Genomic DNA, 22854 nt, shown 5'->3' on the forward strand with positions numbered 1-22854 from the left:
ATGGAACTCTTGCTCGACAAGTCGGTCGGCTGCCTGGTCGGCGCCGCGGTGGGCGATGCCCTCGGCGGTGCCACGGAAACGGCGCTGCCCGAGCAGATCCGGGCCCGGTACGGCGGCTGGGTGGAGGGGATCGTGCCACCGTTCCACGCCGACTGGGCCACCGCGCGGCCGCTGGCGCCGTACCACAAGGGCGACGGGCACATCACCGACGACACGTTGATGACCCACGCGCTGGTCCGGGCGTACCTGCGCAAGCGGGACCACCTCGACGCGTACGACGTGGCGGAGCTGCTGGTACCCGACCTGATCGAGCGGGTGGTCTACATCCCGGACCTGGAGCGGGAGGGGGTGACCTTCCACCGGCTCGCCGCGGCGGAGCGGTGGCTGGTCACCCGCCTGCACCACGCGCACGTCGACCCGAGGGAGGGCGGCGTCGGCAACATCGTCAACTGTGGGGCCGCCATGTACATGGCCCCGGTCGGGGTGGTGAACGCCGGCGACCCGGCCGCCGCGTACGCCGAGGCGGTGGAGATCGCCGGCGCGCACCAGCACAGCTACGGGCGGGAGGCGGCGGCGGTCTTCGCCGCCGCGGTCGCCGCCGCGATGGCCCCGGGGGCGGGGGTCGACGACGTGCTGGCCGCCGTCCTCGACCTGGCCCGGGACGGCACCCGGGCGGCGATCGCCGCCGTGGTCAAGCAGGCCGGGGGGTACGCCGACTGGCGCGACGCGATCGCCCCGCTGCGGGCCGCGATGGCACCGTACGACACGGTGGGGGAGGAGTACCGCAGCCCGGGGCTCGGAGCGCGGCGGCCCAGCCGGCTGCACGCGATCGAGGAACTTCCGGTGGCCCTCGGCATGCTGGTGGTGGCCCGGGGCGACCTGCGGCAGGCGGTGCTCGGGGCGGTCAACTACGGCCGGGACGCGGACTCGACGGCCACCATGGCCGGGGCGATCGCCGGGGCGCTCGGCGGCGCGGCGGCGGTGCCGACCGAGTGGTCCGAGGTGGTCGCCGAGGCGTCCCGGACCGACCTGGTCGAGCCGGCCCGTCAGCTCGCCGCGGTGGCGAGGGAGATCTTCGCGCAGGACCGGGAGCGGTTCGACCGGCGCGCCGAGCGTTTCGCCGGGCTGGCATGAACGGGACCAGGACCGGGACGGCGGCGGAGCTGGCCGGGACAGCGGCGCCGGGCCCGGCCGGGCTGTCGGCGGCCCCGGCCGCTGCCGCTTCGCTGCGGCTGACCTGGGTACAGCCGGAGGACCTGCTGCCGCACGAGCTGGCGGCCAGCGCCGACGAGGGCCGGGACGTCTCGGCGGTCGCCGCCCGCTGGGCGGCGGCCGGCGGGTCGACGGTGCCGCCGGTGAGCGGGGCGTCGGCGGTGGCGGCCGGTCCGGAGCTGCGGAGACTGGCGGCGGAACTGCTCGACGAGTGCGACGCCCTGCCGGACCCGGATCCGGCAACGGAGCCGCAGGCGCTCGCCGACATCCGGGCGACCTGGCCGGCGGAGTCCGGTCTGCCGACCGGGCCGCCGGACCCGGACCGGCTGCACGGCGGCTGGCTCGGCCGGGCGGTCGGCTGCCTGCTCGGCAAGCCGGTGGAGAAGATCCCCCGGCAGGGGATCCGGGAGATCCTCACCGCGACCGGGCGGTGGCCGCTGCGCGGCTACTTCACCGCCGCCGGGCTGCCGGCCGAGGTGGCGGCCCGCTGGCCGTGGAACCGGCGCAGCGCGGTGAACAGCCTCGCCGAGAACATCAACGGCATGCCGGAGGACGACGACCTCAACTTCGCCCTGCTGGCGCTGCGGATCCGGGAGACCCGGGGGCCGGAGTTCGGCAGCGTGGACGTGGCCCAGGCGTGGCTGGACTGGCTGCCCGGCGGTCGGGTCTTCACCGCCGAACGGGTGGCGTACCGGAACCTGCTGCTCGGGCTGACCCCGCCGGAGACGGCCCGGCGGCACAACCCGTTCCGGGAGTGGATCGGCGCGCAGATCCGTACCGACGTCTACGGCTGGGTCAACCCGGGCCGGCCGGACCGGGCGGCGGAGCTGGCGTACCGGGACGCGGTGGTCAGCCACGTCCGATCCGGGGTGTACGGGGCACTCTGGGTGGCGGCGATGACCTCCGCCGCCGTGGTCGCCGACGACGTGGCGACCGTGCTCGACGCGGGCGAGTCGGTGCTGCCGCCGCGCAGCCGGTTCGCGACCGCGGTCCGGGAGGCCCGGGCGCTCGGCGCGGCGGCGTCCGGCGACGACGACTGGGAGTCGGTGCTCGACGCGCTGTACGCCCGGCACGGGCACCTGCACTGGGTGCACGTCCGGAACAACGCGGCCCTGGTCGCCGCCGCGCTGGCGTACGGCCGGGGTGACCTGGTCCGGTCGATCTGCGCGGTGGTCAGCGGTGGCTGGGACACCGACTCGACCGGGGCCACGGTCGGCTCGATCACCGGTGCGCTGACCGGGGCCGCCGACCTGCCGGCCGAGTGGACCGGTCCGCTGCGCGGGCGGCTGCACAGCAGCATCGCCGGTTTCGACGGCATCGGTTTTGTCGACCTGGCCGACCGGACCCGTCGGCTGGTCAGCGAGGAGATTCTGTGATGGATGCCCGAGTTGTGGTGGTCGGCAGTACCAACCTGGACCTGGTGGTGACCGCGCCGACCCTGCCCCGTCCGGGGGAGACGGTGCTGGGCAACGGATTCAGCACCGTACCCGGGGGCAAGGGGGCGAACCAGGCGGTCGCCGCCGCCCGGGCCGGTGCCCGGTGTGCGTTTGTCGGGGCGGTCGGCCAGGACGGGTTCGCCGACCAGTTGCGGGCCAGCCTCGCGGACGCGGGAGTGGACGTACGGCGGCTGCGTAGTGTGCCCGGGCCGTCCGGGGTGGCGTTGATCGCGGTCGACGCCGGTGCCGAGAACCTGATCGTGGTGGCGCCCGGCGCCAACGGCGAACTGACCAGCCTCGCCGACCCGGACCAGGCGGTGGTGGAGGCGGCGGACGTACTCCTGGCCCAGCTCGAGGTGCCAGTCGAGGCGGTGGTCCAGGCGGCCGCCTGGGCGCGTACCGCCGGGGTCACCGTGATACTGAACGCGGCGCCGGCCCGGCGGCTGCCGGCGGAGCTGCTCGACGTGGTCGACCTGCTGGTGGTCAACCAGGTGGAGGCGGCGGTGATCGCCGGTGTCGACGAGGCCGGCGGTCCCGACGGCGGACTGGACGGTTTGCTGGACGCGCTGCTGGCGCTGGTGCCCCGGGCGGTGGTGACGCTCGGCGCCCGGGGCGTGCGGTACGCGGACCGGTTCGGGCTGCGGCTGTCGGTGCCGTCGCCGACGGTGGAGGCGGTCGACACCACCGCGGCCGGGGACGCGTTCACCGGTGCCCTGGCGGTGGCCTGGGCCGAGCGCGGCGGCCCGGTCGATCCGGCGGCGGTGACGTCGGCCCTGAGCTGGGCCTGTGCCGCCGGAGCCGCCTGCGCCCGACGGCCGGGCGCCTCGACCGCGCTGCCCACCCGGGACGAGATCGACGAACTCTTCGCCCAGTCCTACCAACGCAACGAGGAGGCGGCGTGAGCGAGCGGATTCCGGTCGCCTTCAACCCGTACGTGCCGAGGCCGATCGACCGGCCGACGGCGGTGCCGCTGGAGCCGGAGGCGGACCTGTCGGTGCTGGACGAGGCGAAGATTTTCGCCGCTCCGGACGACCCGGCGGACTGGCCGGCCTGGCGGGACCGGATCACCCGGTGGCGGGGCGAGGCGCGGCGTCGGCTCGCCTACGACGGCGGGCACTACGACACCATCGCCGGGGACAACTTCAGCGTCTGTCTGGCCTGGCTCTGGGACGAGACGCTCTACGACCACGAGCGGGGGATCTTCACCGTCGACGCGTTCCTGGCGGCGGCGGAACGGGACTTCGGCGGCTTCGACGGGGTGGTGCTCTGGCACGCGTACCCGGTGATCGGGCTCGACGAGCGGAACCAGTTCGACTACTACCGCCAGGTGCCGGAGCTGCCCGAGGTGGTCCGGACCTTCCAGGCGCGCGGCGTACGGGTCTTCGTCGACTACAACCCGTGGGACGTGGGGACCCGCCGTGAACCGGGCGTGGACGCCGAGGAGGTGGCGGCGCTCGCCGGCTGGCTCGGCGTCGACGGCATCTTCCTGGACACCCTCAAGGAGGGTGCCGGCGAGCTGCGCAAGACCCTCGACGCGGTCCGTCCGGGCCTGGTCCTGGAGGGTGAGTCGCGGGTGCCGCTGGCCCGGATCGCCGACCACGCGATGTCCTGGGCGCAGTGGTTCGCCGACTCGACCGTGCCCGGGGTGCTCCGGGCCAAGTGGTTCGAGCGCCGGCACATGCTGCACCACACCCGGCGTTGGCACCGCAGCCACCTGGACGAGCTGCACTCGGCCTGGTTGAACGGGGCCGGGGTGCTGGTCTGGGAGAGCGTTTTCGGGGTCTGGGTCGGCTGGAACGACCGGGACCGGGCCGTGCTGCGGGCGATGCGCCGGGTGCAGGGCAGCCACGCCGCCTGGTTGCGGTCCGAGGACTGGACACCGCTCGCCGACCATGCCGGCAACGGGGTGTACGCCTCCCGTTGGGTGCATGACGGCACCGCGCTGTGGACGGTCGTGAACCGGAGTGACGAGGCCCGGGAGATCTGGTTGGAGAGGGCGACCACCCGCCCCGGGTATCGGCTCCACGACCTGGTCACCGGCACCCCGTTGACCGAGGAACGGCTCTCCGACGGCCGGTACCTCGTCCGGGGCTTCCCGCTGCCGCCGGGTGGGATCGCCGCGGTGGCGGAGATCCCGGACGGGCAGCCGGTGCCGCGTCACGAGCCGCCGGCCGGGGCACCGGACTTTCCCGCCCGGGCGGCGGTCCGGATCCCCGCGCCGGCGCCCGGGGCAGGCCGACCTCGCCGGGGCGACGTACCGGCCGGACTGGTGGCGGTCGACGGCGGGCGACGGGAGCTGCTGGTCCGGTACCGGCTCCGGGAGACCGGCCTGTACGGCGAGGCGCCGTACGTCGACGAGTGGAAGCCGCTGCCGCCGAGGCTGCACCAGCCGGTGACCCTGCACCGAACCGTCCATCTTGGACGGTTCGGGATCGCCGGGCGGGAGGTGACCAACGCCGAGTACGCCGATTTCGTCCGGGCCACCGGCTACCGGCCGGTCCGCCCCGAACGCTGGCCGTGGGCCGACGGCGGCGCCGGTTGGGGTGCCCCCGACGCGCCGGCCACCCACCTCGAGCTGGCGGACGCCCGGGCGTACGCGGCCTGGGCCGGGCTGCGGCTGCCGACCGAGGACGAGTGGCAGGTCGCCGCCGAGGCGGGACTGCTGCACCGGGCCGAACCGCTGGTGTGGAACCTGACCGAGAGCGAGCACACCGACGGGCGTACCCGGTTCGTGATCCTCAAGGGCGGTGCGGCGTACCGGGCCGAGGGTTCGGACTGGTACTTCGACGGCGGTCCGCAACCACCGGAGATGTCGATCAAGCTGTTGTCGCTCGGTGCCGGCCTCACCCGGTCGCCGTCGATCGGTTTCCGCTGCGCCGTCGACCTGTCGGACGGAGGCGCGGCATGACCGCCGGGTTCTCCGCGTCCGACGGTGACCGGCCCGCCGCGCTGGCCGGGCAGGCACCCGCCGCACTGGCCGGGGTGAAGGTGGTCGAACTGGCCACCCTCTTCGCCGGCCCGCTCGCCACCGCCTTCCTCGGCGACTTCGGCGCCGAGGTGGTCAAGGTCGAGCATCCGGCGAAGCCGGACCCGTCCCGGGGACACGGGCCGGCGAAGGACGGGATCGGACTCTGGTGGAAGGTGCTCGGCCGCAACAAGCGGACGGTCACCGCGAACCTCTCCGCCCCGGCCGGCGCCGAGGTGCTGCGCCGGCTGGTCGCCGACGCCGACGTCCTGGTGGAGAACTTCCGCCCCGGGACCCTGGAACGGTGGGGGATCGGGCCGGCCGAGCTGCACGCGGTCAACCCCCGGCTGGTGATCGCCCGGATCAGCGGCTTCGGCCAGGTCGGCCCGTACGCCCGGCGGCCCGGGTTCGGCACCCTCGCCGAGGCGATGAGCGGCTTCGCCGCCGCCACCGGTGAACCCGACGGCCCGCCGACCCTGCCGCCGTTCGGGCTCGCCGACTCGGTGACCGCACTCGCCACCGCGTATGCGGTGATGCTGGCGCTGCGGTCCCGGGACGTCACCGGGGCCGGGCAGGTTGTCGACCTGGCGATCATCGAGCCGATCATGACCATGCTCGGGCCGCAGATCACCTGGTACGACCAGCTCGGCTACCTGCAGCCCCGGCTCGGAAACCGGTCGAACAACAACGCGCCCCGGAACACGTACCGGTGTGCCGACGGGCGCTGGGTGGCGGTCTCGACCAGCGCGCAGAGCATCGCCGAACGGGTGATGCGGCTGGTCGGTCGGCCGGACCTGGTCGACGAGCCGTGGTTCGGCACCGGCAGCGGCCGGGCCGCGCACGCCGACGAGCTCGACGCCGCCGTCGGGTCCTGGGTCGCGGCCCGGGACCGCGACGAGGTGGTGGCCGCGTTCGAGCAGGCCGAGGCGGCGGTGGCGCCGATCTACGACGTCCGGGACATCCTGGCCGACCCGCAGTACGCCGCACTCGGCACGGTGGTCTCGGTGCCGGACCCGGACCTCGGCCCGGTCCGGATGCAGAACGTGCCGTTCCGGATGTCGGCGACCCCGGGCGGGATCCGGCACACCGGCCGGCGGCACGGGCAGGACACCGACGAGCTGCTGGCCGGGCTCGGCTTCACCGCCGAGGAGATCACCGCACTCCGCGCGGAGGGGGCGATCTGATGACGCTGACCATGCTCTACGTGCCCGGCGACCGGCCGGACCGGTTCGGCAAGGCGGTCGACTCCGGCGCCGACGCGGTCATCCTCGACCTGGAGGACGCGGTGGTGGCGGCCCGCAAGGCGTACGCCCGGGACGCGGTCGCCGAGTTCGTCGGCTCGGTGCACGCGGTACCGGTGCACGTCCGGGTCAACGAGCTGACCGGCCCGGACGTCGACGCCGACCTCGACGCGGTCGCCGGGGCACCGGGGCTGGCCGGGCTGCGGCTGCCGAAGGTGGAGTCGGCCGAGGCGGTCCGCCGGGTCGCCGCGCGGCTGCCGGCACCGCTGTATCCGCTGGTCGAGTCGGCGGTCGGCGTCGAGCGGGCGTACGAGATCGGGGCCGCGGACCCGGCGGTGGCCGCGCTCGGGCTCGGCGAGGCCGACCTGCGCTCCGATCTCGGGGTGACCGTCGAGGAGGGCCTGACCTGGGTACGTGGCCGGATCGTGGTCGCGGCCCGGGCGGCCGGACTGCCGCCGCCGATGCTGCCGGTGTATGCCAACGTCACCGACCTGACCGGGCTCGCCGCGTCGTGCGCGTACGGGCGGCGGCTCGGTTTTCTCGGTCGGACCGCCATCCATCCCCGGCAGTTGCCGGTGATCGTCGAGGCGTTCCGGCCGGCCGAGGCGGAGGTGTCCCGGGCCCGGGAGCTGCTGGACGCGGTCGCCGAGGCGCAGACCCGGGACTCCGGGACGGTGGTGCTGCCGGACGGCCGGTTCGCCGACCGGGCGATGGTCGCCGCCGCCCGCCGCACCGTCGACCTGGCCGCCCGGTACGGGTAGCCCCGGGACCGGTCCGTCGGCTATCCCTGGAGGACGTCGTTGATGGTGGTGGCGGTGATGGCCCGGTGTAGCCAGGTGTCGAGTTGGGTGAGGTCGGTGCAGGTGAGGATCTGCTCGCGGGCTTCGGTGGGTAGCTCGACGCCGCGCCCCTCAAGTACGGTCACGATCGCCAGGGCCTTACCCTTTGCCTGGCCTCGGGCTTCACCTCTGGCCTCACCTCTGGCTTCGCCCCGGGCTTCGCCCCGGGCTTCGCCCAGCTCCTCGTGCTGAGCGGCCAGTTCACGCAGCAGTTCGCTGCGGTATTCGTGGCCCACGGTGGTGGTCATGAAAGCCTCCCAACGAGTCCGGGCCGCTGTCGGCAGCCCGGCCAGCACAACGTCATAATACAAGATTGCCGTCTTCGGACTGACCGCACGAAGTGCCTCCATCAGCGCTGGGAAGGTGGCTTCCACCTGGGCATCGTTGCCGTGGCAGATGGCCGAGAGCACGGCCAGGGCCGGGTTGCTCCGGGCCAGGTCCACATCCACGACCAGCGGTACGTCGCCCGGAGTGAAGATCAACGGGCGCAGCGTCAGACTCAGTCCGGTGAACTCGAAGAGGTCGCGATAGCGCCCGGCAATCCGGGAATCAGGGCAGTAGACGAGTAACGCGGCGTCGACATCCAACTCGGCCTCGAGTTGGGCCACGTAGAGCTTCCAGGTGCGTCGTTTCCCGGAGTCCCAGCCGCGCTGGATCTCCAGGACGACCGCGAGCAGCGGCCGGTCGGCCGGATCGCAGAAGAGCAGCATGCTGTCCGCGTGGTAGGTGCGCGGGACCAGCACCCGTACGTCCGTGGCGTGCGTCCGGGCGTGGTGGTAGTCGGGCACCTTCACGTCGAAGACGTGCGTCAGCAACCAGGCCACCAAACTCGGATCGAGCTTGGCCAGGGCGACCGGGGTCTCATGTTCGGCGCTTGGCATGGCGGACACCTTATGAGAGGGATACGACTTTCGATGGGTTGACGCGCGGTGTGTCTGTCTCGTCTCGCATTGTGGTCGGTCCGGTGGTTGTAGCGGAGCTGGCCGTCCCGCCGGGGACGGCCAATCTCGACCTCACCCTCGGCACGACCACCGACCGTCCATTCACGCTGGCCTGGCTGCTCGTCCTCGTCGGGACCGGCCTGCGGTTGGAGGCCGCCATCGGAGCCCGAAAGGTAGGGCACGACAGCCCCGGTCGCTGACTTCCGTGACCGCAGCCCAGTTGTCGGTGTGGCAGGGGGGAGACCGGCGCGGTCCATCGGTATGAAGTGATCCCCTGAGACCGGACACCTCCTGCCTCGGCACTCTGCCGAGGAGGAAAAAATCGCTGTGGCTCGACAGAGCAAGTACCCCGAGGAGTTCCGTCGCCAAGCGGCGGCGCTGGTGTTGAACTCTGGTCGCACGATCCGTGACGTGGGCCGGGAGTTGGGCGTCAACCACGAGACCTACGAGTAGATCCACCGAGAGTCCCTGACACACATCGAGGTGTCCGGCCGATAGGGGTCACTTCACCTGAGGGCTGGCACGTCTTCAGGCGTTTGCCAGATGTACGGGGGCACACGCGTTCGCTCGACGGAGGGAGCGCTCGTCGTGCTCGTGGTCTTGGGCACGTCCGCTGACGGCGTCGAGCCAACCCTGGTACCCGAGGCGTCGCCGTGGAGAGAATGGCGCTGCGGCAAGTGCATCCGGGAGGGCCGATGACCACAATGTTCGGCAAGGTGTGTCTGGTGACCGGCGGGACCAGCGGAATTGGCCGGGAGACGGCGGCCCGGCTGGCCGAGCTGGGGGCCACCGTGGTCGTCGTCGGGCGCGACGTCGAGCGAGGGCGAGCGGCGGTCAAGGAGATCCGGCATCGGACGCCCGGCGCCGAGGTGGACCTCCTGACGGCCGACATGTCGAGCCTGGCCGAAGTGCGCCGGCTGGCCGCCGAGGTGCTGGAGAAGTACGACCGGCTCGACGTGCTTGACAACAACGCCGGTGTGATCATGCTCAAGCAGCAGTTCACGGTCGACGGCTACGAGACCATGTTCGCCGTCAACCATCTGGCGCCGTTCCTGCTGACCAGCCTGCTGCGGGAACGGCTGGTAGGCAGCGCGCCGGCCCGCGTGATCACGGTCTCGTCCAATGTGCATCGCTCGGCCAAGCAGATTCCCTGGGACGAACTGGCCCGCGGCGAGCCGAGCTACCCGCTGTCGAAACTGGCGAACATCTTGTTCACAGCCGAGTTGGCCAAGCGCCTGACCGGCACCGGCGTGGTCGCCAACTGCCTGCACCCGGGCCTCATCCGCACCCAGTTGGGCCGCGAGGCCCGCGGCGTCGCGAAGCTCCTCGTCACGGCCGCCAAGCCTTTCATGGGTACGGTCCAGACCGGCGCGGCCACCCCGGTCCACCTGGCCAGCGCCCCAGAGGCGGCCGAGGTCACCGGAGGCTACTTCTTTCGCGGCAAGCAGATCGAGCCGAGCTCCCTGGCCCGCGACCCCGAGGCGGCCGCGCGTTTATGGACCCTCAGCGAGGAGCTGGTGGCGTAAGCCGAGTCAAGATCGTCGCCATGCGGCGCGCTCGCCAGACTTGTGGTCAGCACGCGCCGTTGACCGTGAACATCTGGATGCCTTCCGTGGTATCCGGATCACGGCTAGAAGCGCGCCCCGGCGTGGGCGTCTCGCGCGCAGCTTGCGCGTGGGGCCTGTCTTGCAAGCCTGCGAGCGGCCCGCAACTGGGCACGTGGCTTCAGCGGCCCGCAGAGGGTTAGCAGCTGATGGCGTGGCGGTCGTCATGGGTGCTCACTAGTCGGCTCTAGTTGGCCGTGAACTTGAAGGAATGGGCAGCGGCCACCGGAATCTCGTACGCGACGGCACGTCGCCGCTACGATTTCGACGTCGTCAGGTACGGCCGGCGATCGGTACGGAGGTCTCGGCGTCGAGCGCCCGACCGGCGGCGTCGAGCGGCGTGACCAGGAGTGCCGGTGCGGTCGGCCCGGCGACGTACCCGGGAATGAGGAACCTCCCGTCGTGCACCCGGGCCGGTACGGCGGCGCCGTCGGGTACCCGGACGGAGACGGTGTGGGCGCCGGTCACCGGTACGTCGCCGAGGAAACCGTCGAGGACCGCTGCGACCGTGTACTGGTCGCCGCCGCCCCAGGCGCTGACCGCGCCCGCGTGTCGACCCTCGACCAGGCTCCCGACGCTCCAGCCGGTCGTCGCGGTCCAGAGCCGCAGCGTACGGCCGTCACCGAGGTCCACGGTCTGCGCGGCGACGAATCCGTCGGGTGGCTGCCACGCCGGCGCCGGGGTCGTCGGTTCGTCCGAGGGGACCAGGCGTGCGGCGGCGACCAGCGCCAACGCGACCGCCGCGAGTCCGACAAGGCTCCGCAAATTGGTACGGCGCACAGCGGTGTCCACCCCACGATCCTCGCAGGTTCGGTCAACCCGGGGCGGCGCCCCGGACATCAGGCCACGCATCACGTCAACTCACGTTGGGTAGTCGACGTCGTTGCGAACCGTCAAATTGGGCATCGACAAGGCGACCGGATGTCGGAAGGATGGACGCGGGCCGGCGCGGCGACCCGTGCGGCGCCGGAGCCGGATCCTCACCGACACCAGAGCGGGGAGAGAAGCTGTGACGACCGCACCCGTCAGCAATCCGTTCACCGCCGGCTGGGACCTGCACGAGGTGCTGGGCGGGCTTCGCCGGGACAGCCCGGTCCTCGAGATGACCATGCCGACCGGAAAGAACGCCTGGCTGGTCACCCGGTACGAGGACGCGCAGCGGGCACTGAGCGACCCACGGCTGAGCAAGGGTGTTTCGCCGGCCGGCGGGGTGGAGTACCGGACGCTGGTCTCCGAGGATGTCGAGCAGGCACTGACCCGGCACATGCTGGCCAGCGACCCGCCGGACCACACCCGGCTGCGCCGACTGGTCGCCGGCCCGTTCGCACCGCGCAAGGTGGCGGCGATGCGGCCGTGGATCGAGGAGATCGCCGAGCGGCTGCTGGACAACATCGGCGACGCCGCCGAGGTCGACCTGCTCGACGCGTACGCGGCACCGCTGCCGATCCAGGTGATCTGCGAGATGCTCGGCGTCCCGCCGGAGGACCAGTCCGCCTTCCGGGGCTGGGTCACCGCGATCCTCGCCGGCCCGATGAACCTGACCGAGTGGCCGGCCGCGGTGCGGTCCATGATCACTTACATCCGGGAGCTGCTGGCGGCGAAGCGGGAGCGGCCCGGTAACGACATGCTCTCCGACCTGCTGGCGGTCCGGGACGAGGGTGACCGGCTCAGCGACGACGAGTTGACCTCGATGGTCTACCTGCTGTTGATCGCCGGGCACGAGACGACCACCAACCTGATCGCCAACGGCATGCTGGTGCTGCTGTCGGAGCCGGAGCGCTGGGCACAGGTGGTGGCGGCGCCGGAGCTGCTGCCCGGGGTGATCGAGGAGCTGCTGCGCTACGAGGGGCCGGTGCAGAGTTCGACGTTCCGTACCGCGCTGGAGCCGGTCGAGATCGGTGGGCAGATGATCCCGGCCGGTGCCACGGTGGTGGTGTCGCTGTCGTCGGCGAACCGGGACGCCGCCCGGTTCCCGGACCCGGACCAGCTTGTGCTGGACCGGCCGAGCATCCCGAACCTGGCGTTCGGGCACGGCATCCACTACTGCCTCGGCGCGCCGTTGGCCCGGTTGGAGGGGCAGGTCGCGTTCGCCGCGCTGGCCCGTCGGTTCCCCGGGATGCGGCTCGCGACCCCGCCCGAGCAGCTGGTGTGGCGGCCCAGCGTACTGATCCGGGGACTCAACTCCCTGCCGGTGCTGCCGGGCGGCTCCGGTCAGCCCGGCCAGTGATCCTTCGGCAGTGACCGGTTGACACTCCGGGCCGCTCCGCCGCTCGGCGGGACGGCCCGGAGGACCCGTCCGATGTGACTCAGGCGGTCCGGTACGCGTTGATGATGGTCTGGGTCAACGTCGTACCGTCCCGGCCGACAACCTCGGCCCGTAGCGAGACGCCGCCGCCCCGGCCGGGGTTCTTGACCGTGATCTCACCGTGCTTGAGCCGGGCCTCCCGCCAGCTACGGCCACCGTCGGTGGAGACCGAGACGGTCAGTTCGGCCACGTCCTCCGCGCCCGGCCCCTGTACGGCCACCGGCACGCTGAACCGCCGATGGGCCGGTGCGGTCGAGTCCAGTCCCAGCTTCGGCGTGAACCGGACGACGGTCCCGTTCAGCGTCACCGTCTCCTCCCCGGCCGGCCGGGCCGAGGTGAAGGTGTAGGCCATGCTGATCTCGCTGGAGACCGGGGCGTCCCGGTGGATCGTGCTGACCAGCTTGTACCTGGCCCGCTCCGCCGGCACGTCGAAGACGACGAGGTCGAGGTGGGTGTCGGCGGTGGCGTACTCCTTGCCGTCCCGGTAGAGGACCGTCTGCGCCGAGGTGACCAGGCTGTCGCCGTAGTTGCCGGCACCGTCGGTGGTCGGGTTGAGGATGCCGCCCATCTGGTCGCCCCGGCGCAGCACGCCGTTGCCCTCCCGCAGGTACGGCCCGAACACGCCGATGTTCAGGTCCTGCTGGTACGTCCGGCCCGCCTGGAAGTCGACACTCTCCCCGGAGTAGTACGCCTCGACGCCGTCCGGGCCGTTCTGCATGAGGCTCAGGCCCCAGGCGGTCACCCCGGTCTCGACGTAGACGTCGACGGCCCGGGGCAGGGGCTGGGCGGTGGCCTGGGACGAGCCGAGCAGCGTCGGTCCGGTGAACAGCCAGCCGGTCCGGTCGGGCAGCCAGGCGCCCAGCCGAGTACGGATCAGCGCGAGCTTCTTCTGCGGCGTCTGCCGGTTCAGCCCGGTGTAGAACGAGCCGTCCCGCCGGTCCGACAGGTGGTACTCGACGTTGCCGCGCTGCCAGTCGGTGATGGCCAGGCCGGTGATGTCCCAGCTGTCGGGGGCGTGGCCGAGCTGTCCGGTGCGGAACCCGTCCGGGCTGGGCCCGCCCATCCACTGGTTGAGGTACCGGAAGCCGTCCTCGGGCCGGGTCCAGAGCATGCCGACGGTGATGCCGGCCTGCTTCGCCTTCTTGTCCGGCGGGGTGAGCCGGACCGGTCGGGCGTCGTTCGCCTCGAAGGTGACGTTGGTGTTCTGCTCGGTCAGGTCGAAACTGGGCATGACCAGCCAGTCGTCGCCGGTCTCGGTGCCGTCCGGCTGCCAGCGCAGGAACGCCTCGATCCGGTAGTCGCCGACCGGAAGCTCGGCGGTGGCGGTGCCGTCGTCGTGCATGTCCGGGTAGTAGACCCGCAGGTTGTTCATGTCGTACACGGTGGCGTTCCAGTTCGTCGCCGGTGCGCCGGTACGGTCGACGGCCTTCATCGTGAGGGTGACCACCGGCGGTTCGCGGCGCAGTACGCCGGCGGTGGTGACGGTCTGCCCGTCCCCGGTGCCGACGACGTAGACGCCGTAGCTGCCGTACCGGTCGCCACCGGCCCGGCTGTCGGCGGTGACCTGGACGGTGGCGGTGCCACCGGCCGGCACGGTCACCCGGTCGGCGTTGAGGCTGAACATGCCGGCGGGGTTGTCACCGGTGACCGCGAGGTCCAGGGTGACGTCCCGGTCGCCGAGGTTGCGGTACCTGATCTCCCGGGTGACCGGCGGTACGTTGTCGTCCGGGGCCGACACGGCGCCGAAGTTGACCGAGCCGGTCTCGGCGACCACCGTCTGCCGCAGGGCGGCGGCGACGTCGATCCGCCCGGATCCCTGCTGGTACGGGGTGTGGCCGCCGGGGCGGGCGGAGCTGACCAGGACCGACTTGAGCTGCTGGCCGGTCCAGTCCGGACGGGCCTGGGCGAGCAGCGCGGCGGCGCCGGAGACGTGCGGGGTCGCCATCGACGTACCGGACATGGTGCCGTAGCCGCCGCCGGGGAGGGCGGCGGTGATGTCGACCCCGGGGGCGGTGACGTCCGGCTTGATGCCGCCGTCCCGGACCCGGGGACCGCGCGAGGAGAACGGCGCGAGACGGTCGGCACCGTCGACCGCGCCGACGGTCAGCGCGGCGTCCGCGGTGCCGGGGGAACCGAGGATGCCGTCGTTCGGGCCGGCGTTGCCGGCGGCGACCACGAAGAGGGTGTCGGAGGTGGCGGAGAGCTGTTCGAGGGCCGCCTCCTTCAGGTCGACGGTCGCGCCGACGTACTGGCCGAGGCTCATGCTGACGATGTCGGCGCCCTGGTCGACCGCCCACTGCATGCCCGCGATGATGCCGGAGTCGAAGCCCGAGCCGTTGTCGTCGAGGACCTTGCCGCTGAGCAGTTCGGCTCCGGGGGCGACGCCCCGGTAGCGGCCGTCGGAGGCGGCGCCGGTGCCGGCGGCGGTGGAGGCGACGTGCGTACCGTGCCCGTTGTGGTCCTCGGCGTCGGCGGCGTCGGTGAAGTTCGCCGCGGCGCTGATCCGCCCGGCGAGGTCCGGGTGGTCGGTGTCGACACCGGAGTCGAGGACCGCGAGCCTGACCCCGCTGCCGTCGTAGCCGGAGGCCCAGGCGGCCGGTGCCCCGATCTGCGCCACGCTCTCGTCCAGGGCCGCCTCGACGATCCCGTCCAGGGCGATCGTCCTGATCCCGGGGGCGACGGCCAGGGACCGGCGGGCGCCGGTCGGCTGGGCCAGCCGGGTCCAGACGTCCGCCGCCTTCTCGGCGGAGACGGTCAGCGCCTCGCCGTTGATCGTGTCGAGGGCGGCGTGTACGTCGACACCGTCGTCGGCGCGCAGTCGGGCCGACCGGTTCTCCTGGTAGGTGACGATGATCGGCAGGCCGTCGCGGTCCCGGTACTCGGGGCGGCTCAGTTCGGTGACGTTGAACAGCCGCTCGTCCAGCACACCGCTGTTGATCAGTGGTCGTACGTCGGCGGGGACGACCTCGACCGAGCTGCCGTTGTCGAGGATCTGCACCGGTACGTTCTCCCGGCCCTTCGCCCGGATCAGGCCGGTGACCCGGCCGGCCGGGTGGTACAGCACCCGGTCGCCGGTGATGAGCGGGATCTCCAGGCTGTGCGGGTCGGCCTGGCCGAGGCGGCCGGGCGCGGTGGTCGGCGGGGGTTCGGTGGGGGTCTGCGCGGTGGCGGGCAGCGGCAGCGCCGTGGTGAGGGCGGCCGCCACCACCGCGCTGACGGCCGCGTGGCCGGCCCGCGATCGGTTGAGCCTCAAGGGTTCTCCTCGCTGTTTGTCGACGGCCATGTCAGCCGAGCGGCCGACCGTGACCCGGCCCGGGGGACGAGGCCGCAGCGAGTATCAAACGAAGATCATCAAGCCCGCAAGATCCATTACCGAGGGTGCCGACGGCCGGTGGTCCGGCCGGCCGCCGGCGACCGGTGACCGTCGCGCCTCAGAACCCCCAGGGCTCCGCCGGACGACAGTCCTGGTCGGCCTTGCCGTAGACGACGGTGCCGTCCGGGGCGGTGTAGCAGCGGTCCTGCTCCTCGTCCGGAGGGAAGAGCAGTTGCCGGACGATCTCCCGACCCTCGCGGTCGTAGCCGACCAGTTCGGCCCGGTCGGTCACGTCCCCCCTGCTCACCAGGCCGAAGGCGCCGTTGGTCAGCCGCGCCCGGGTCTGCCGACCGTCGCCGTGCTCCAATACCAGCCGCCGCACCCGGGACACTGACCCGACCGCCGACCGCCACCTCGCCGCTGTCCATCTCGGTGGAGGTGAGCAACATCCGCTGGACCAGACCGGGCAGCCAGTCTCTGGCCCGCAACCCGGCTCGCTGCCCACGGCACCGGTGAGTTCCCCGCCTGGGGTCAGGTCGACGCTGCACTCGAAGTACGCCGAGCCGGTCAGGAACAGCATCACCGCCTTGTGGGACCGTTGGGCGGCCACCGCGAGGTTGTCCACGGTGAGCGGGATCTGGTGGATCTCGTCGTTGCGTTCCAGGCACCAGTTGGTGGCCCGGCGCAGCGTCGGGGAGAGTTCGTCCGCTCCCATCGCCAGCACCGTCTGCCCGCCGTTCGTCGTCGAGCCGCCCGGCGACCTCGTCGGCCGGATCCCCGTCCACATTCCGCTCGGGCGGCATCCGGTGCAGCAGTGCCCGCCACCGTCGTGCCGACCGCCACTCGGTCCGGGCCGTGTTAATAGCCACCACCAGCAGCCAGGGCAGCACGGAACCGTCGACCAGCCGGGCCTCGCCCCGGCGCCGCCAGGCGACCAGGAACGTCGACTGGGTGACGTCCTCGGCGGTCGTCCACGACCCGGTGAGCCGGAACGCGTGGTTGTGGACCGTCCGGGCGTACCGGTCGAAGAGCCGGCCGAAGGCGGCCGGGTCACCCGTCTCGGAGGCCGACCACAGCTCCTGGTCCGACGGTTGCATCTGGATGGTCACGTCCAACTATGGCCGGCAGTACCCGACCTGTTGCGGCTTCGTTCGGCCCCGCGGCCCGGCTCCGCTCAGCGATCTCCGCCGTGCTGCTCGATGGCGCGCTGCACCGCGCGGTAGATCTGGCCGAACCGGAGCGCGTCGGAGGTCCGGACCAGCATGATCTCGTGGCCGTGCCATTGCACCCAGAGCTCCTGCACCCGGACACCCCGCTCGTAGGAGCGGTCCAGCCAGGTCAGCGGCAGTTCCAGGAACGGGGTCAGGGCGAACGCGCCGACCACGCAGGCGGCCAGGATGATCGCGGCGAGCTGCCACTGCCCCCGGTCGTGCGCCGAGTAGGCGAGGGAGAGCACGCAGATCATCGCGACCAGCGGTGGGATCGAGAAGAGGAAGATGAGGACGCCCCGGCCGAGCAGCCGGGACCGGGTCCGGGCGGTGCCGGGCCCGCGGACGTGCCAGACGTACGTCAGCTCGGAGATCGGCACCGCGTGACCGTTGGCGTGGATGGCGGCCGAGGTTACGCGTACCGTGTCGTCCCGGTAATAGAGCGTCACCAGTCCAGCAAAGCGTGCCGGTCAACGATTGTCGATGGTCGGTACGGCGGCGCGGTTCACACCTCGTCCAGGACCGAGGCGGCGGCGGGGGCGCTGCGTCCGCCCTTGCAGATCCGGACGACGCCCTCCGGCACCGGGGAGAGCAGGGCGTTGGTGCCGGTGATGTCGTAGCCGGGCAGCGGGGTGCCGTCGACCGTGGTCGGCCGATCGTGTGGCCGGGCGAAGACCACGAGTACGGTGCCGACACCGAGCAGGTCACTCTCGGCGGGGGTGTCCACCCCGGGCCAGACCGCCACCCGCTCCGGCACGCCGGCACCGGCGAGCGTCCCGTCCACCCGGGCGACCAGGCCCCGGGTGGTGGTCACCCCGTCGGTGATGAGCGGCTGCTCCTCGATCGTCGCCCGGAACACCGCCGCCGCCCGGGAGGCGTGCTCCCGGACAGCGGCGGCGGTGGGCGTCGGACACTGCTCGCCAGCCTGTTGCGCGGCCCCGGTGGATTCGCAGGCGCTCAGGGAAGCGGCGGTGACGAGCGTGACGGAGGCGGCAGCGACGGCCGGTGCCACACGCAGACCGGAAAACATTTCGGCTGCCTCCCTCGTCCCATTCGGAAATGGCATGTGTGATTGTTCAGATGGTAGACCGCTACGTCAGGTACGCGCGGCCCAGTACGGCCCGTCGTTCTGGGAGATGATGTCCCAGAGCGGCTTGTTCTCGGTGTCGGTGCTGTGATAGCTGAGCAGTGGCCAGCCGTCCGAAGCGCGTCCGGTCACCATCATGGTGTGGTCGGGTGCGTCGGTTTCCCCGTATCCGTCGATCTCCATCTGCATGACGTCGGAGATGAGCAGATCATCGAGGTACGGCATGAAGGTCACCCGGCCGCCGTAGTTGTTCTCGTAGATGTTCCAGTTCGTCGCGCCACCCCAGGTGTAGGAGTGGATCGGGGTGCAGTCGTTGCAGCGCCAGTACCAGACGTCGTAGTCGTCGTGGTTCCAGAGCACCGCGGGGTAGTCCTCGGAGCCGGCCTCGGCGTACCGGCCGGTCCAGAGGGCCCAGGAGATGAAGGTCGTGCAGTCGTTGGTGTCCCGGGTGTAGGTGACCGGGTTGTCGGTCGCGTAGAAGAGGGCGAAGTCGACCATCGCCTGGTAGTTGTGGGGCGGGCCCTCGCCGCCCATCGGCTGCGCCACCCGGTCGGGGGCGGGCAGCGGTCGGTCGGCGGGGCGGCCGACGGTACTCGTCGCGCCGACCCGCTCGGTCTTGTCCGGGGTGGCGCGTTCCGCGTCGGCGGCCGGCACCCGACGGTTGGCCAGCTTGGTGGCGTCCCCGGCGGCCAGGGCCCTCCGGTTGGTGGCCAGTGAGGCGCGCAGGGGGGTGACCCGTTGCGCGATCTCGGCCCGGCGGACCGCCTCCGGGACCCGGGCGACCCGGGTGAGCTGCGCCGCGCCGAACTCGCTGGCCGGGTCGAGCGCGGTGATGCCCGCCAGTCGCCAACTCTGGTCGACCAGCAGGTAGCGCACCTGGTGCCGGGCCGTGTAGTGGTATTCCTGCGCCGAACCGGCGTACCGGTAGGTGGTCTCCTCCACCACCTCGGCGTCGCGTCGGGTGCCGCTGCCGGTGCTCGACACGACGGTGACGGTGGTGTCGACGGAGCTGAACTCGGCGCCGGCGAGTCGCCGGGCGAAGTCCCGGTCGGCCTGGACGGCCTGCCGGGCGGCGAGTGTGTCGGCCGCGCTCGGCGCGACCGCCGGTCGGGCACCGGCGAGTGCCCGGCTCTGGGCGGCCCCGGAGAGCAGGGCCGCGTTCTCGGTGACGAGCACGCTTTCCGCGATGCCCGCCAGTTCGGCCGTGGAGGGTACCGCGGCGAACGCGGACGTCGGTGTGAGCAGCGCCGCGAAGGCAAGGGTCGCCCCCACGGCCAGAATGCGCGCAGGTGTGCGCATCGCCAGCATCAAACCTCCCGAGGTCTGTTGTCGGAGTGGCTCGATGCTAGCGACGGGCGTCGATTGCCGTCCCGCCCCGAGAAGTGACCATCTCTGTTAGATGAACGACATTCGCGAATCCTTGAGATGACCTTGCCGACTTGGTAACGACCGGCCGCCGGCCAGGCAATTTGTTTACGGCAGCGGACGGGCATGGAACAGTTTCTGTAACGGATCATCGGCGGACCGCGTGGACCGTCCGCTGCTCGACGGCCCGTTCCAGCGCGCGGTAGATCTGACCGAACCGCAGTGCGTCGGCGGTGACCAGCAGTCGGACCGGTCCGCCCCGGCACTGCGCCCAGATCTCCAGCCGGTGACTGCCCCGGTCGTAACTGCGGTCAACCCGGTCGAGCAGCAGGTCGGCGACGGGTGCGGCGGCCAGTCCGAGCAGGACCGAGACCCCGACGACGCCGACGGTGACCGCGAGGGAGGCGTGCAGGCGTACCGCGATCAGCAGCCCGAGCACGGCGGCGGCCAGCGGGCCGGCGAGGGCGGCCAGCAGCGCACCCCGACCGGCCAGGACCCCCCAGCGCCGGCCGGCCCGGACGTGCCACACCCGGTTGATCTCCCGCAGCGGGTACGCCCGCCCGGCGACCCGGACCGCCTCCGAGGTGATCCGGACCTGACGGTCGTCGTAGTACGTGGTCATCGTCGTTCCGCCTCGACCGAGTTCGACGTGCTGGGCCCGACAGTCAAAGTTACCCGCCATGGGCCAGGGTGAATCGCCGCCCGGGGCGGACATCCGCAGACCACCCGTTCGGGTTCGGCCGGCCGGTACGCCCGTTAGGGTGAGCCTCGCGACTTCGACGTGGAGGTGGGCTGTGGGCGACTTCGTCCGGGTGGAGATCAGCGAGGGCATCGGTACCGTCCGGCTGGACCGGCCACCGATGAACGCCCTGAACATTCAGGTCCAGGAGGAGTTGCGGGAGGCGGCTGCCGTCGTCGCCGCCGACCCCGGGGTCCGGGCGGTCATCGTCTACGGCGGCGAGAAGGTCTTCGCGGCCGGCGCGGACATCAAGGAGATGGCCGACATGTCGTACGTCGACGTGGCGCAGCGGGCCGCCGACCTCTCCAGCGCGATCGGGGCACTCGCCCGGATCCCGAAGCCGGTCGTCGCGGCGATCACCGGGTACGCCCTCGGCGGCGGCTGCGAACTCGCCCTTGCCTGTGACTGGCGGGTGGTCGCCGAGGACGCCAAACTCGGCCAGCCCGAGATCAAACTTGGCATCATCCCCGGCGCGGGTGGCACCCAGCGGCTGGCCCGGCTCGTCGGCCCGGCCCGAGCCAAGGAGCTGATCATGACGGGCCGGATGGTCGACGCGGCCGAGGCGCTGCGGATCGGCCTTGCCGACCGGGTGGTCCCCGCCGACCAGGTGTACGCCGAGGCGGTCGCCATGGTGCGGCCGTACGTCACCGGCCCGGCCCAGGCGCTGCGGGCGGCGAAGCTGGCCGTCGACGGTGGACTGGAGATGGACCTCGCCTCCGGGCTGGCCTGGGAGAGTCAGCTCTTCGCGGCGCTGTTCGCCACCGACGACCGGCGGGAGGGGATGGCCGCCTTCGTCGAGAAGCGCAAGCCGGACTTCACCGGGCGCTGAGCCGGGCCGACCCCGGAGGGGCACAGCAACCCGACGAGGGTAGGCGAGCGATCCTCACGTTTTTCCTGACCGGCCGGTAACCTCGCAGCAACATCGGAGGCGGATGACGGGAGCGGCGAAGCGATGACCGGACGGATCGAAGGACACGGCGGCGACCTCGCCCTCGCGGCGGTACGCGGATACGGCGTACGGGAGATGTTCACCCTCTCCGGCGGGCACGTCTTCCCGCTCTACGACGCCGCGCACCGGACCGGGTTCCCGATCTACGACGTCCGGCACGAACAGTCCGCCGTCTTCGCCGCCGAGGCGGTCGCCAAACTCCAGCGCCGGCCCGGGCTCGCCGTCCTCACCGCCGGCCCCGGAGTCACCAACGGCATCTCCGGGCTGACCAGCGCGTACTTCAACGCGTCACCGGTGCTGGTGCTCGGCGGCAGGGCACCCGCCTTCCGGTGGGGCGCCGGCAGCCTCCAGGAGATCGACCACGTGCCGCTGGTCGCCCCGGTGACCAAGCACGCCGGCACGGTCCTCGACCCCGACGACGTGGTCGGCGCGGTCGCGGGCGCGCTGGACACCGCGCTCACCCCGCACCGGGGACCGGTCTTCCTCGACCTGCCGCTCGAAGTGGTCTTCTCGACCGGTGGGGCGGACCCGGTGGCGCCGACCGTACCGGTGCTGGAGCCCGACCCGGACGAGGTGGCGACCGCCGTCGGCCTGATCGCCCGGGCGCAGCGTCCGGTGCTGATCGCCGGCTCCGACGTGTACGCCGGAGACGCCGTCGAGGCGCTGCGGGCGGCCGCCGAGGCACTCCGGGTACCGGTCTTCACCAACGGCATGGGGCGGGGCGCGCTGCCGCCCGGTCATCCGCTCGGCTTCGCCAAGGCCCGGCGGGTCGCGCTCGCCGGCGCCGACCTGGTGGTGGTCGTCGGTACCCCGCTCGACTTCCGGCTCGGCTTCGGCGACTTCGGTGACGCGACCGTGGTACACGTCGTCGACGCGCCGAGCCAGCGGGCCAGCCACGTCGAGCCGGCGGTCAGCCCCGCCGGTGACCTGCGGCTGATCCTGACCGCGTTCGCCGACCACACCGGCGACCGGGCCGACCACGAGTCGTGGATCGCCGACCTGCGGACCGCCGAGGACGCCGCCCGGGCCAAGGACGCGGCGGCGATGGCCGCCGAAACCGACCCGATCAAACCGGCCCGGGTCTACGGCGAACTGCGCCGGATCCTCGCCCCGGACGCGGTCACCATCGGCGACGGCGGCGACTTCGTCTCGTACGCCGGCCGCTACCTCGAACCCGCGCAGCCCGGCACCTGGCTCGACCCCGGCCCGTACGGCTGCCTCGGCACCGGCATGGGGTACGCGATGGGGGCCAGGGTCAGCTACCCCGACCGGCAGATCTGTGTGCTGATGGGCGACGGGGCGGCCGGGTTCTCGCTGATGGACGTCGAGTCGCTGGTCCGGCAGAAGCTGCCGGTGGTGATCGTGGTCGGCAACAACGGCATCTGGGGCCTGGAGAAGCACCCGATGAAGGCCATCTACGGCTACGACGTCGCCGCCGACCTGCAACCGGAACTCCGGTACGACCAGGTGGTCACCGCGCTCGGCGGGGCGGGGGAGACCGTGGCCAAGGCCGCCGACCTGGGGCCGGCGTTGGAACGGGCCTTCACGGCCGGGGTGCCGTACCTGGTCAACGTGCTGACCGACCCGGCCGACGCGTACCCGCGATCGTCCAACCTGGCCTGACTCTGCTCCGGCAGCGGCCCGGCGGGC

At 72.3% G+C, this 22854-nt stretch carries 19 protein-coding genes and 1 pseudogene; 11 read left to right on the forward strand and 9 right to left on the reverse strand.

Annotated features, from left to right (window positions below; genetic code table 11):
* The 6 genes from ABGB05_RS18330 to ABGB05_RS18355 are packed head-to-tail and all read left to right on the forward strand — an operon-like array spanning window position 1 to window position 7615.
* Window positions 1-1134, forward strand: coding sequence for an ADP-ribosylglycohydrolase family protein (locus ABGB05_RS18330; RefSeq protein ID WP_347654637.1), 1134 nt, complete (start codon window positions 1-3; stop codon window positions 1132-1134).
* Window positions 1131-2588, forward strand: coding sequence for an ADP-ribosylglycohydrolase family protein (locus tag ABGB05_RS18335; RefSeq protein ID WP_347654638.1), 1458 nt, complete (start codon window positions 1131-1133; stop codon window positions 2586-2588). Before ABGB05_RS18330 ends, ABGB05_RS18335 begins: the two co-directional genes overlap by 4 nt.
* A complete protein-coding gene (locus ABGB05_RS18340; protein ID WP_347654639.1) occupies window positions 2585-3550 on the forward strand; it encodes a ribokinase in 966 nt (321 codons plus the stop codon). The genes ABGB05_RS18335 and ABGB05_RS18340 overlap by 4 nt, the downstream gene beginning before the upstream one ends.
* A complete protein-coding gene (locus ABGB05_RS18345; protein WP_347654640.1) occupies window positions 3547-5556 on the forward strand; it encodes an SUMF1/EgtB/PvdO family nonheme iron enzyme in 2010 nt (669 codons plus the stop codon). The genes ABGB05_RS18340 and ABGB05_RS18345 overlap by 4 nt, the downstream gene beginning before the upstream one ends.
* Window positions 5553-6797 (forward strand): CoA transferase, encoded by a 1245-nt coding sequence (locus ABGB05_RS18350; RefSeq protein ID WP_347654641.1) that lies wholly within the window; start codon window positions 5553-5555, stop codon window positions 6795-6797. Before ABGB05_RS18345 ends, ABGB05_RS18350 begins: the two co-directional genes overlap by 4 nt.
* The gene (locus ABGB05_RS18355) at window positions 6797-7615 is read left to right on the forward strand and encodes a CoA ester lyase (protein WP_347654642.1); all 819 of its coding nucleotides are present in this window, start codon (window positions 6797-6799) and stop codon (window positions 7613-7615) included. Before ABGB05_RS18350 ends, ABGB05_RS18355 begins: the two co-directional genes overlap by 1 nt.
* Window positions 7616-7635: 20 nt before the next feature.
* On the opposite strand, the gene ABGB05_RS18360 is transcribed toward ABGB05_RS18355, so the two are convergent.
* Window positions 7636-8574 (reverse strand): hypothetical protein, encoded by a 939-nt coding sequence (locus tag ABGB05_RS18360; RefSeq protein ID WP_347654643.1) that lies wholly within the window; start codon window positions 8572-8574, stop codon window positions 7636-7638.
* 387 nt (window positions 8575-8961) lie between these two features.
* Between ABGB05_RS18360 and ABGB05_RS18365 the strand changes: the two genes are divergently transcribed.
* Both ABGB05_RS18365 and ABGB05_RS18370 read left to right on the forward strand, forming a co-directional pair.
* Window positions 8962-9087 (forward strand): transposase, encoded by a 126-nt coding sequence (locus ABGB05_RS18365; RefSeq protein ID WP_347654644.1) that lies wholly within the window; start codon window positions 8962-8964, stop codon window positions 9085-9087.
* Between the two features lie 242 nt (window positions 9088-9329).
* Window positions 9330-10160: an SDR family oxidoreductase gene (locus ABGB05_RS18370; RefSeq protein WP_347654645.1), complete on the forward strand. Its 831-nt coding sequence runs from the start codon at window positions 9330-9332 to the stop codon at window positions 10158-10160.
* 351 nt (window positions 10161-10511) lie between these two features.
* On the opposite strand, the gene ABGB05_RS18375 is transcribed toward ABGB05_RS18370, so the two are convergent.
* Window positions 10512-11030 carry a hypothetical protein gene (locus ABGB05_RS18375; RefSeq protein ID WP_347654646.1) on the reverse strand — a complete coding sequence of 173 codons (519 nt, stop codon included), beginning with the start codon at window positions 11028-11030 and terminating at the stop codon, window positions 10512-10514.
* Between the two features lie 217 nt (window positions 11031-11247).
* On the opposite strand from ABGB05_RS18375, the gene ABGB05_RS18380 reads away from it, so the two are divergent.
* Window positions 11248-12465, forward strand: coding sequence for a cytochrome P450 (locus ABGB05_RS18380; RefSeq protein WP_347654647.1), 1218 nt, complete (start codon window positions 11248-11250; stop codon window positions 12463-12465).
* 79 nt (window positions 12466-12544) lie between these two features.
* Here ABGB05_RS18380 and ABGB05_RS18385 read toward each other — a convergent pair whose 3' ends face one another.
* From ABGB05_RS18385 to ABGB05_RS18415, 7 genes and pseudogenes are all read right to left on the reverse strand, one after another.
* A complete protein-coding gene (locus tag ABGB05_RS18385; RefSeq protein WP_347654648.1) occupies window positions 12545-15796 on the reverse strand; it encodes a S8 family serine peptidase in 3252 nt (1083 codons plus the stop codon).
* A gap of 178 nt (window positions 15797-15974) precedes the next feature.
* A complete protein-coding gene (locus ABGB05_RS18390; protein WP_347654708.1) occupies window positions 15975-16571 on the reverse strand; it encodes a hypothetical protein in 597 nt (198 codons plus the stop codon).
* A 121-nt stretch (window positions 16572-16692) separates the two neighbouring features.
* Window positions 16693-16953 (reverse strand): annotated as a pseudogene (locus ABGB05_RS18395) (sigma factor); the annotation flags it as partial.
* 77 nt (window positions 16954-17030) lie between these two features.
* Window positions 17031-17513, reverse strand: a complete 483-nt coding sequence (locus tag ABGB05_RS18400) for a DUF6232 family protein (RefSeq protein ID WP_347654649.1) — start codon at window positions 17511-17513, stop codon at window positions 17031-17033.
* Window positions 17514-17569: 56 nt separating this feature from the next.
* Window positions 17570-18076, reverse strand: a complete 507-nt coding sequence (locus ABGB05_RS18405; RefSeq protein ID WP_347654650.1) for a hypothetical protein — start codon at window positions 18074-18076, stop codon at window positions 17570-17572.
* An 84-nt stretch (window positions 18077-18160) separates the two neighbouring features.
* Complete coding sequence (locus ABGB05_RS18410) at window positions 18161-19450, reverse strand: amidase domain-containing protein (RefSeq protein WP_347654651.1); 1290 nt, start codon at window positions 19448-19450, stop codon at window positions 18161-18163.
* A 214-nt stretch (window positions 19451-19664) separates the two neighbouring features.
* Complete coding sequence (locus ABGB05_RS18415; RefSeq protein ID WP_347654652.1) at window positions 19665-20138, reverse strand: DUF6232 family protein; 474 nt, start codon at window positions 20136-20138, stop codon at window positions 19665-19667.
* 172 nt (window positions 20139-20310) lie between these two features.
* Here ABGB05_RS18415 and ABGB05_RS18420 point away from each other — a divergent pair, with 172 nt between their 5' ends.
* Complete coding sequence (locus ABGB05_RS18420) at window positions 20311-21084, forward strand: enoyl-CoA hydratase-related protein (RefSeq protein ID WP_347654653.1); 774 nt, start codon at window positions 20311-20313, stop codon at window positions 21082-21084.
* Window positions 21085-21207: 123 nt separating this feature from the next.
* Window positions 21208-22827 (forward strand): acetolactate synthase, encoded by a 1620-nt coding sequence (locus ABGB05_RS18425; protein WP_347654654.1) that lies wholly within the window; start codon window positions 21208-21210, stop codon window positions 22825-22827.
* The last annotated feature ends 27 nt before the right edge of the window (window positions 22828-22854 follow it).

The sequence above is a fragment of the Plantactinospora sp. B5E13 genome (genome assembly GCF_039871775.1).
GTDB lineage: Bacteria > Actinomycetota > Actinomycetes > Mycobacteriales > Micromonosporaceae > Plantactinospora.

Coding starts and splice junctions, on each gene's coding strand:
- ABGB05_RS18330 (WP_347654637.1), top strand. CDS start 1: ATGGAACTCTTGCTCGACAAGTCGGTCGGCTGCCTGGTCGGCGCCGCG.
- ABGB05_RS18335 (WP_347654638.1), top strand. CDS start 1,131: ATGAACGGGACCAGGACCGGGACGGCGGCGGAGCTGGCCGGGACAGCG.
- ABGB05_RS18350 (WP_347654641.1), top strand. CDS start 5,553: ATGACCGCCGGGTTCTCCGCGTCCGACGGTGACCGGCCCGCCGCGCTG.
- ABGB05_RS18355 (WP_347654642.1), top strand. CDS start 6,797: ATGACGCTGACCATGCTCTACGTGCCCGGCGACCGGCCGGACCGGTTC.
- ABGB05_RS18360 (WP_347654643.1), bottom strand. CDS start 8,574: ATGCCAAGCGCCGAACATGAGACCCCGGTCGCCCTGGCCAAGCTCGAT.
- ABGB05_RS18370 (WP_347654645.1), top strand. CDS start 9,330: ATGACCACAATGTTCGGCAAGGTGTGTCTGGTGACCGGCGGGACCAGC.
- ABGB05_RS18390 (WP_347654708.1), bottom strand. CDS start 16,571: ATGGGAGCGGACGAACTCTCCCCGACGCTGCGCCGGGCCACCAACTGG.
- ABGB05_RS18410 (WP_347654651.1), bottom strand. CDS start 19,450: ATGCGCACACCTGCGCGCATTCTGGCCGTGGGGGCGACCCTTGCCTTC.
- ABGB05_RS18415 (WP_347654652.1), bottom strand. CDS start 20,138: ATGACCACGTACTACGACGACCGTCAGGTCCGGATCACCTCGGAGGCG.
- ABGB05_RS18425 (WP_347654654.1), top strand. CDS start 21,208: ATGACCGGACGGATCGAAGGACACGGCGGCGACCTCGCCCTCGCGGCG.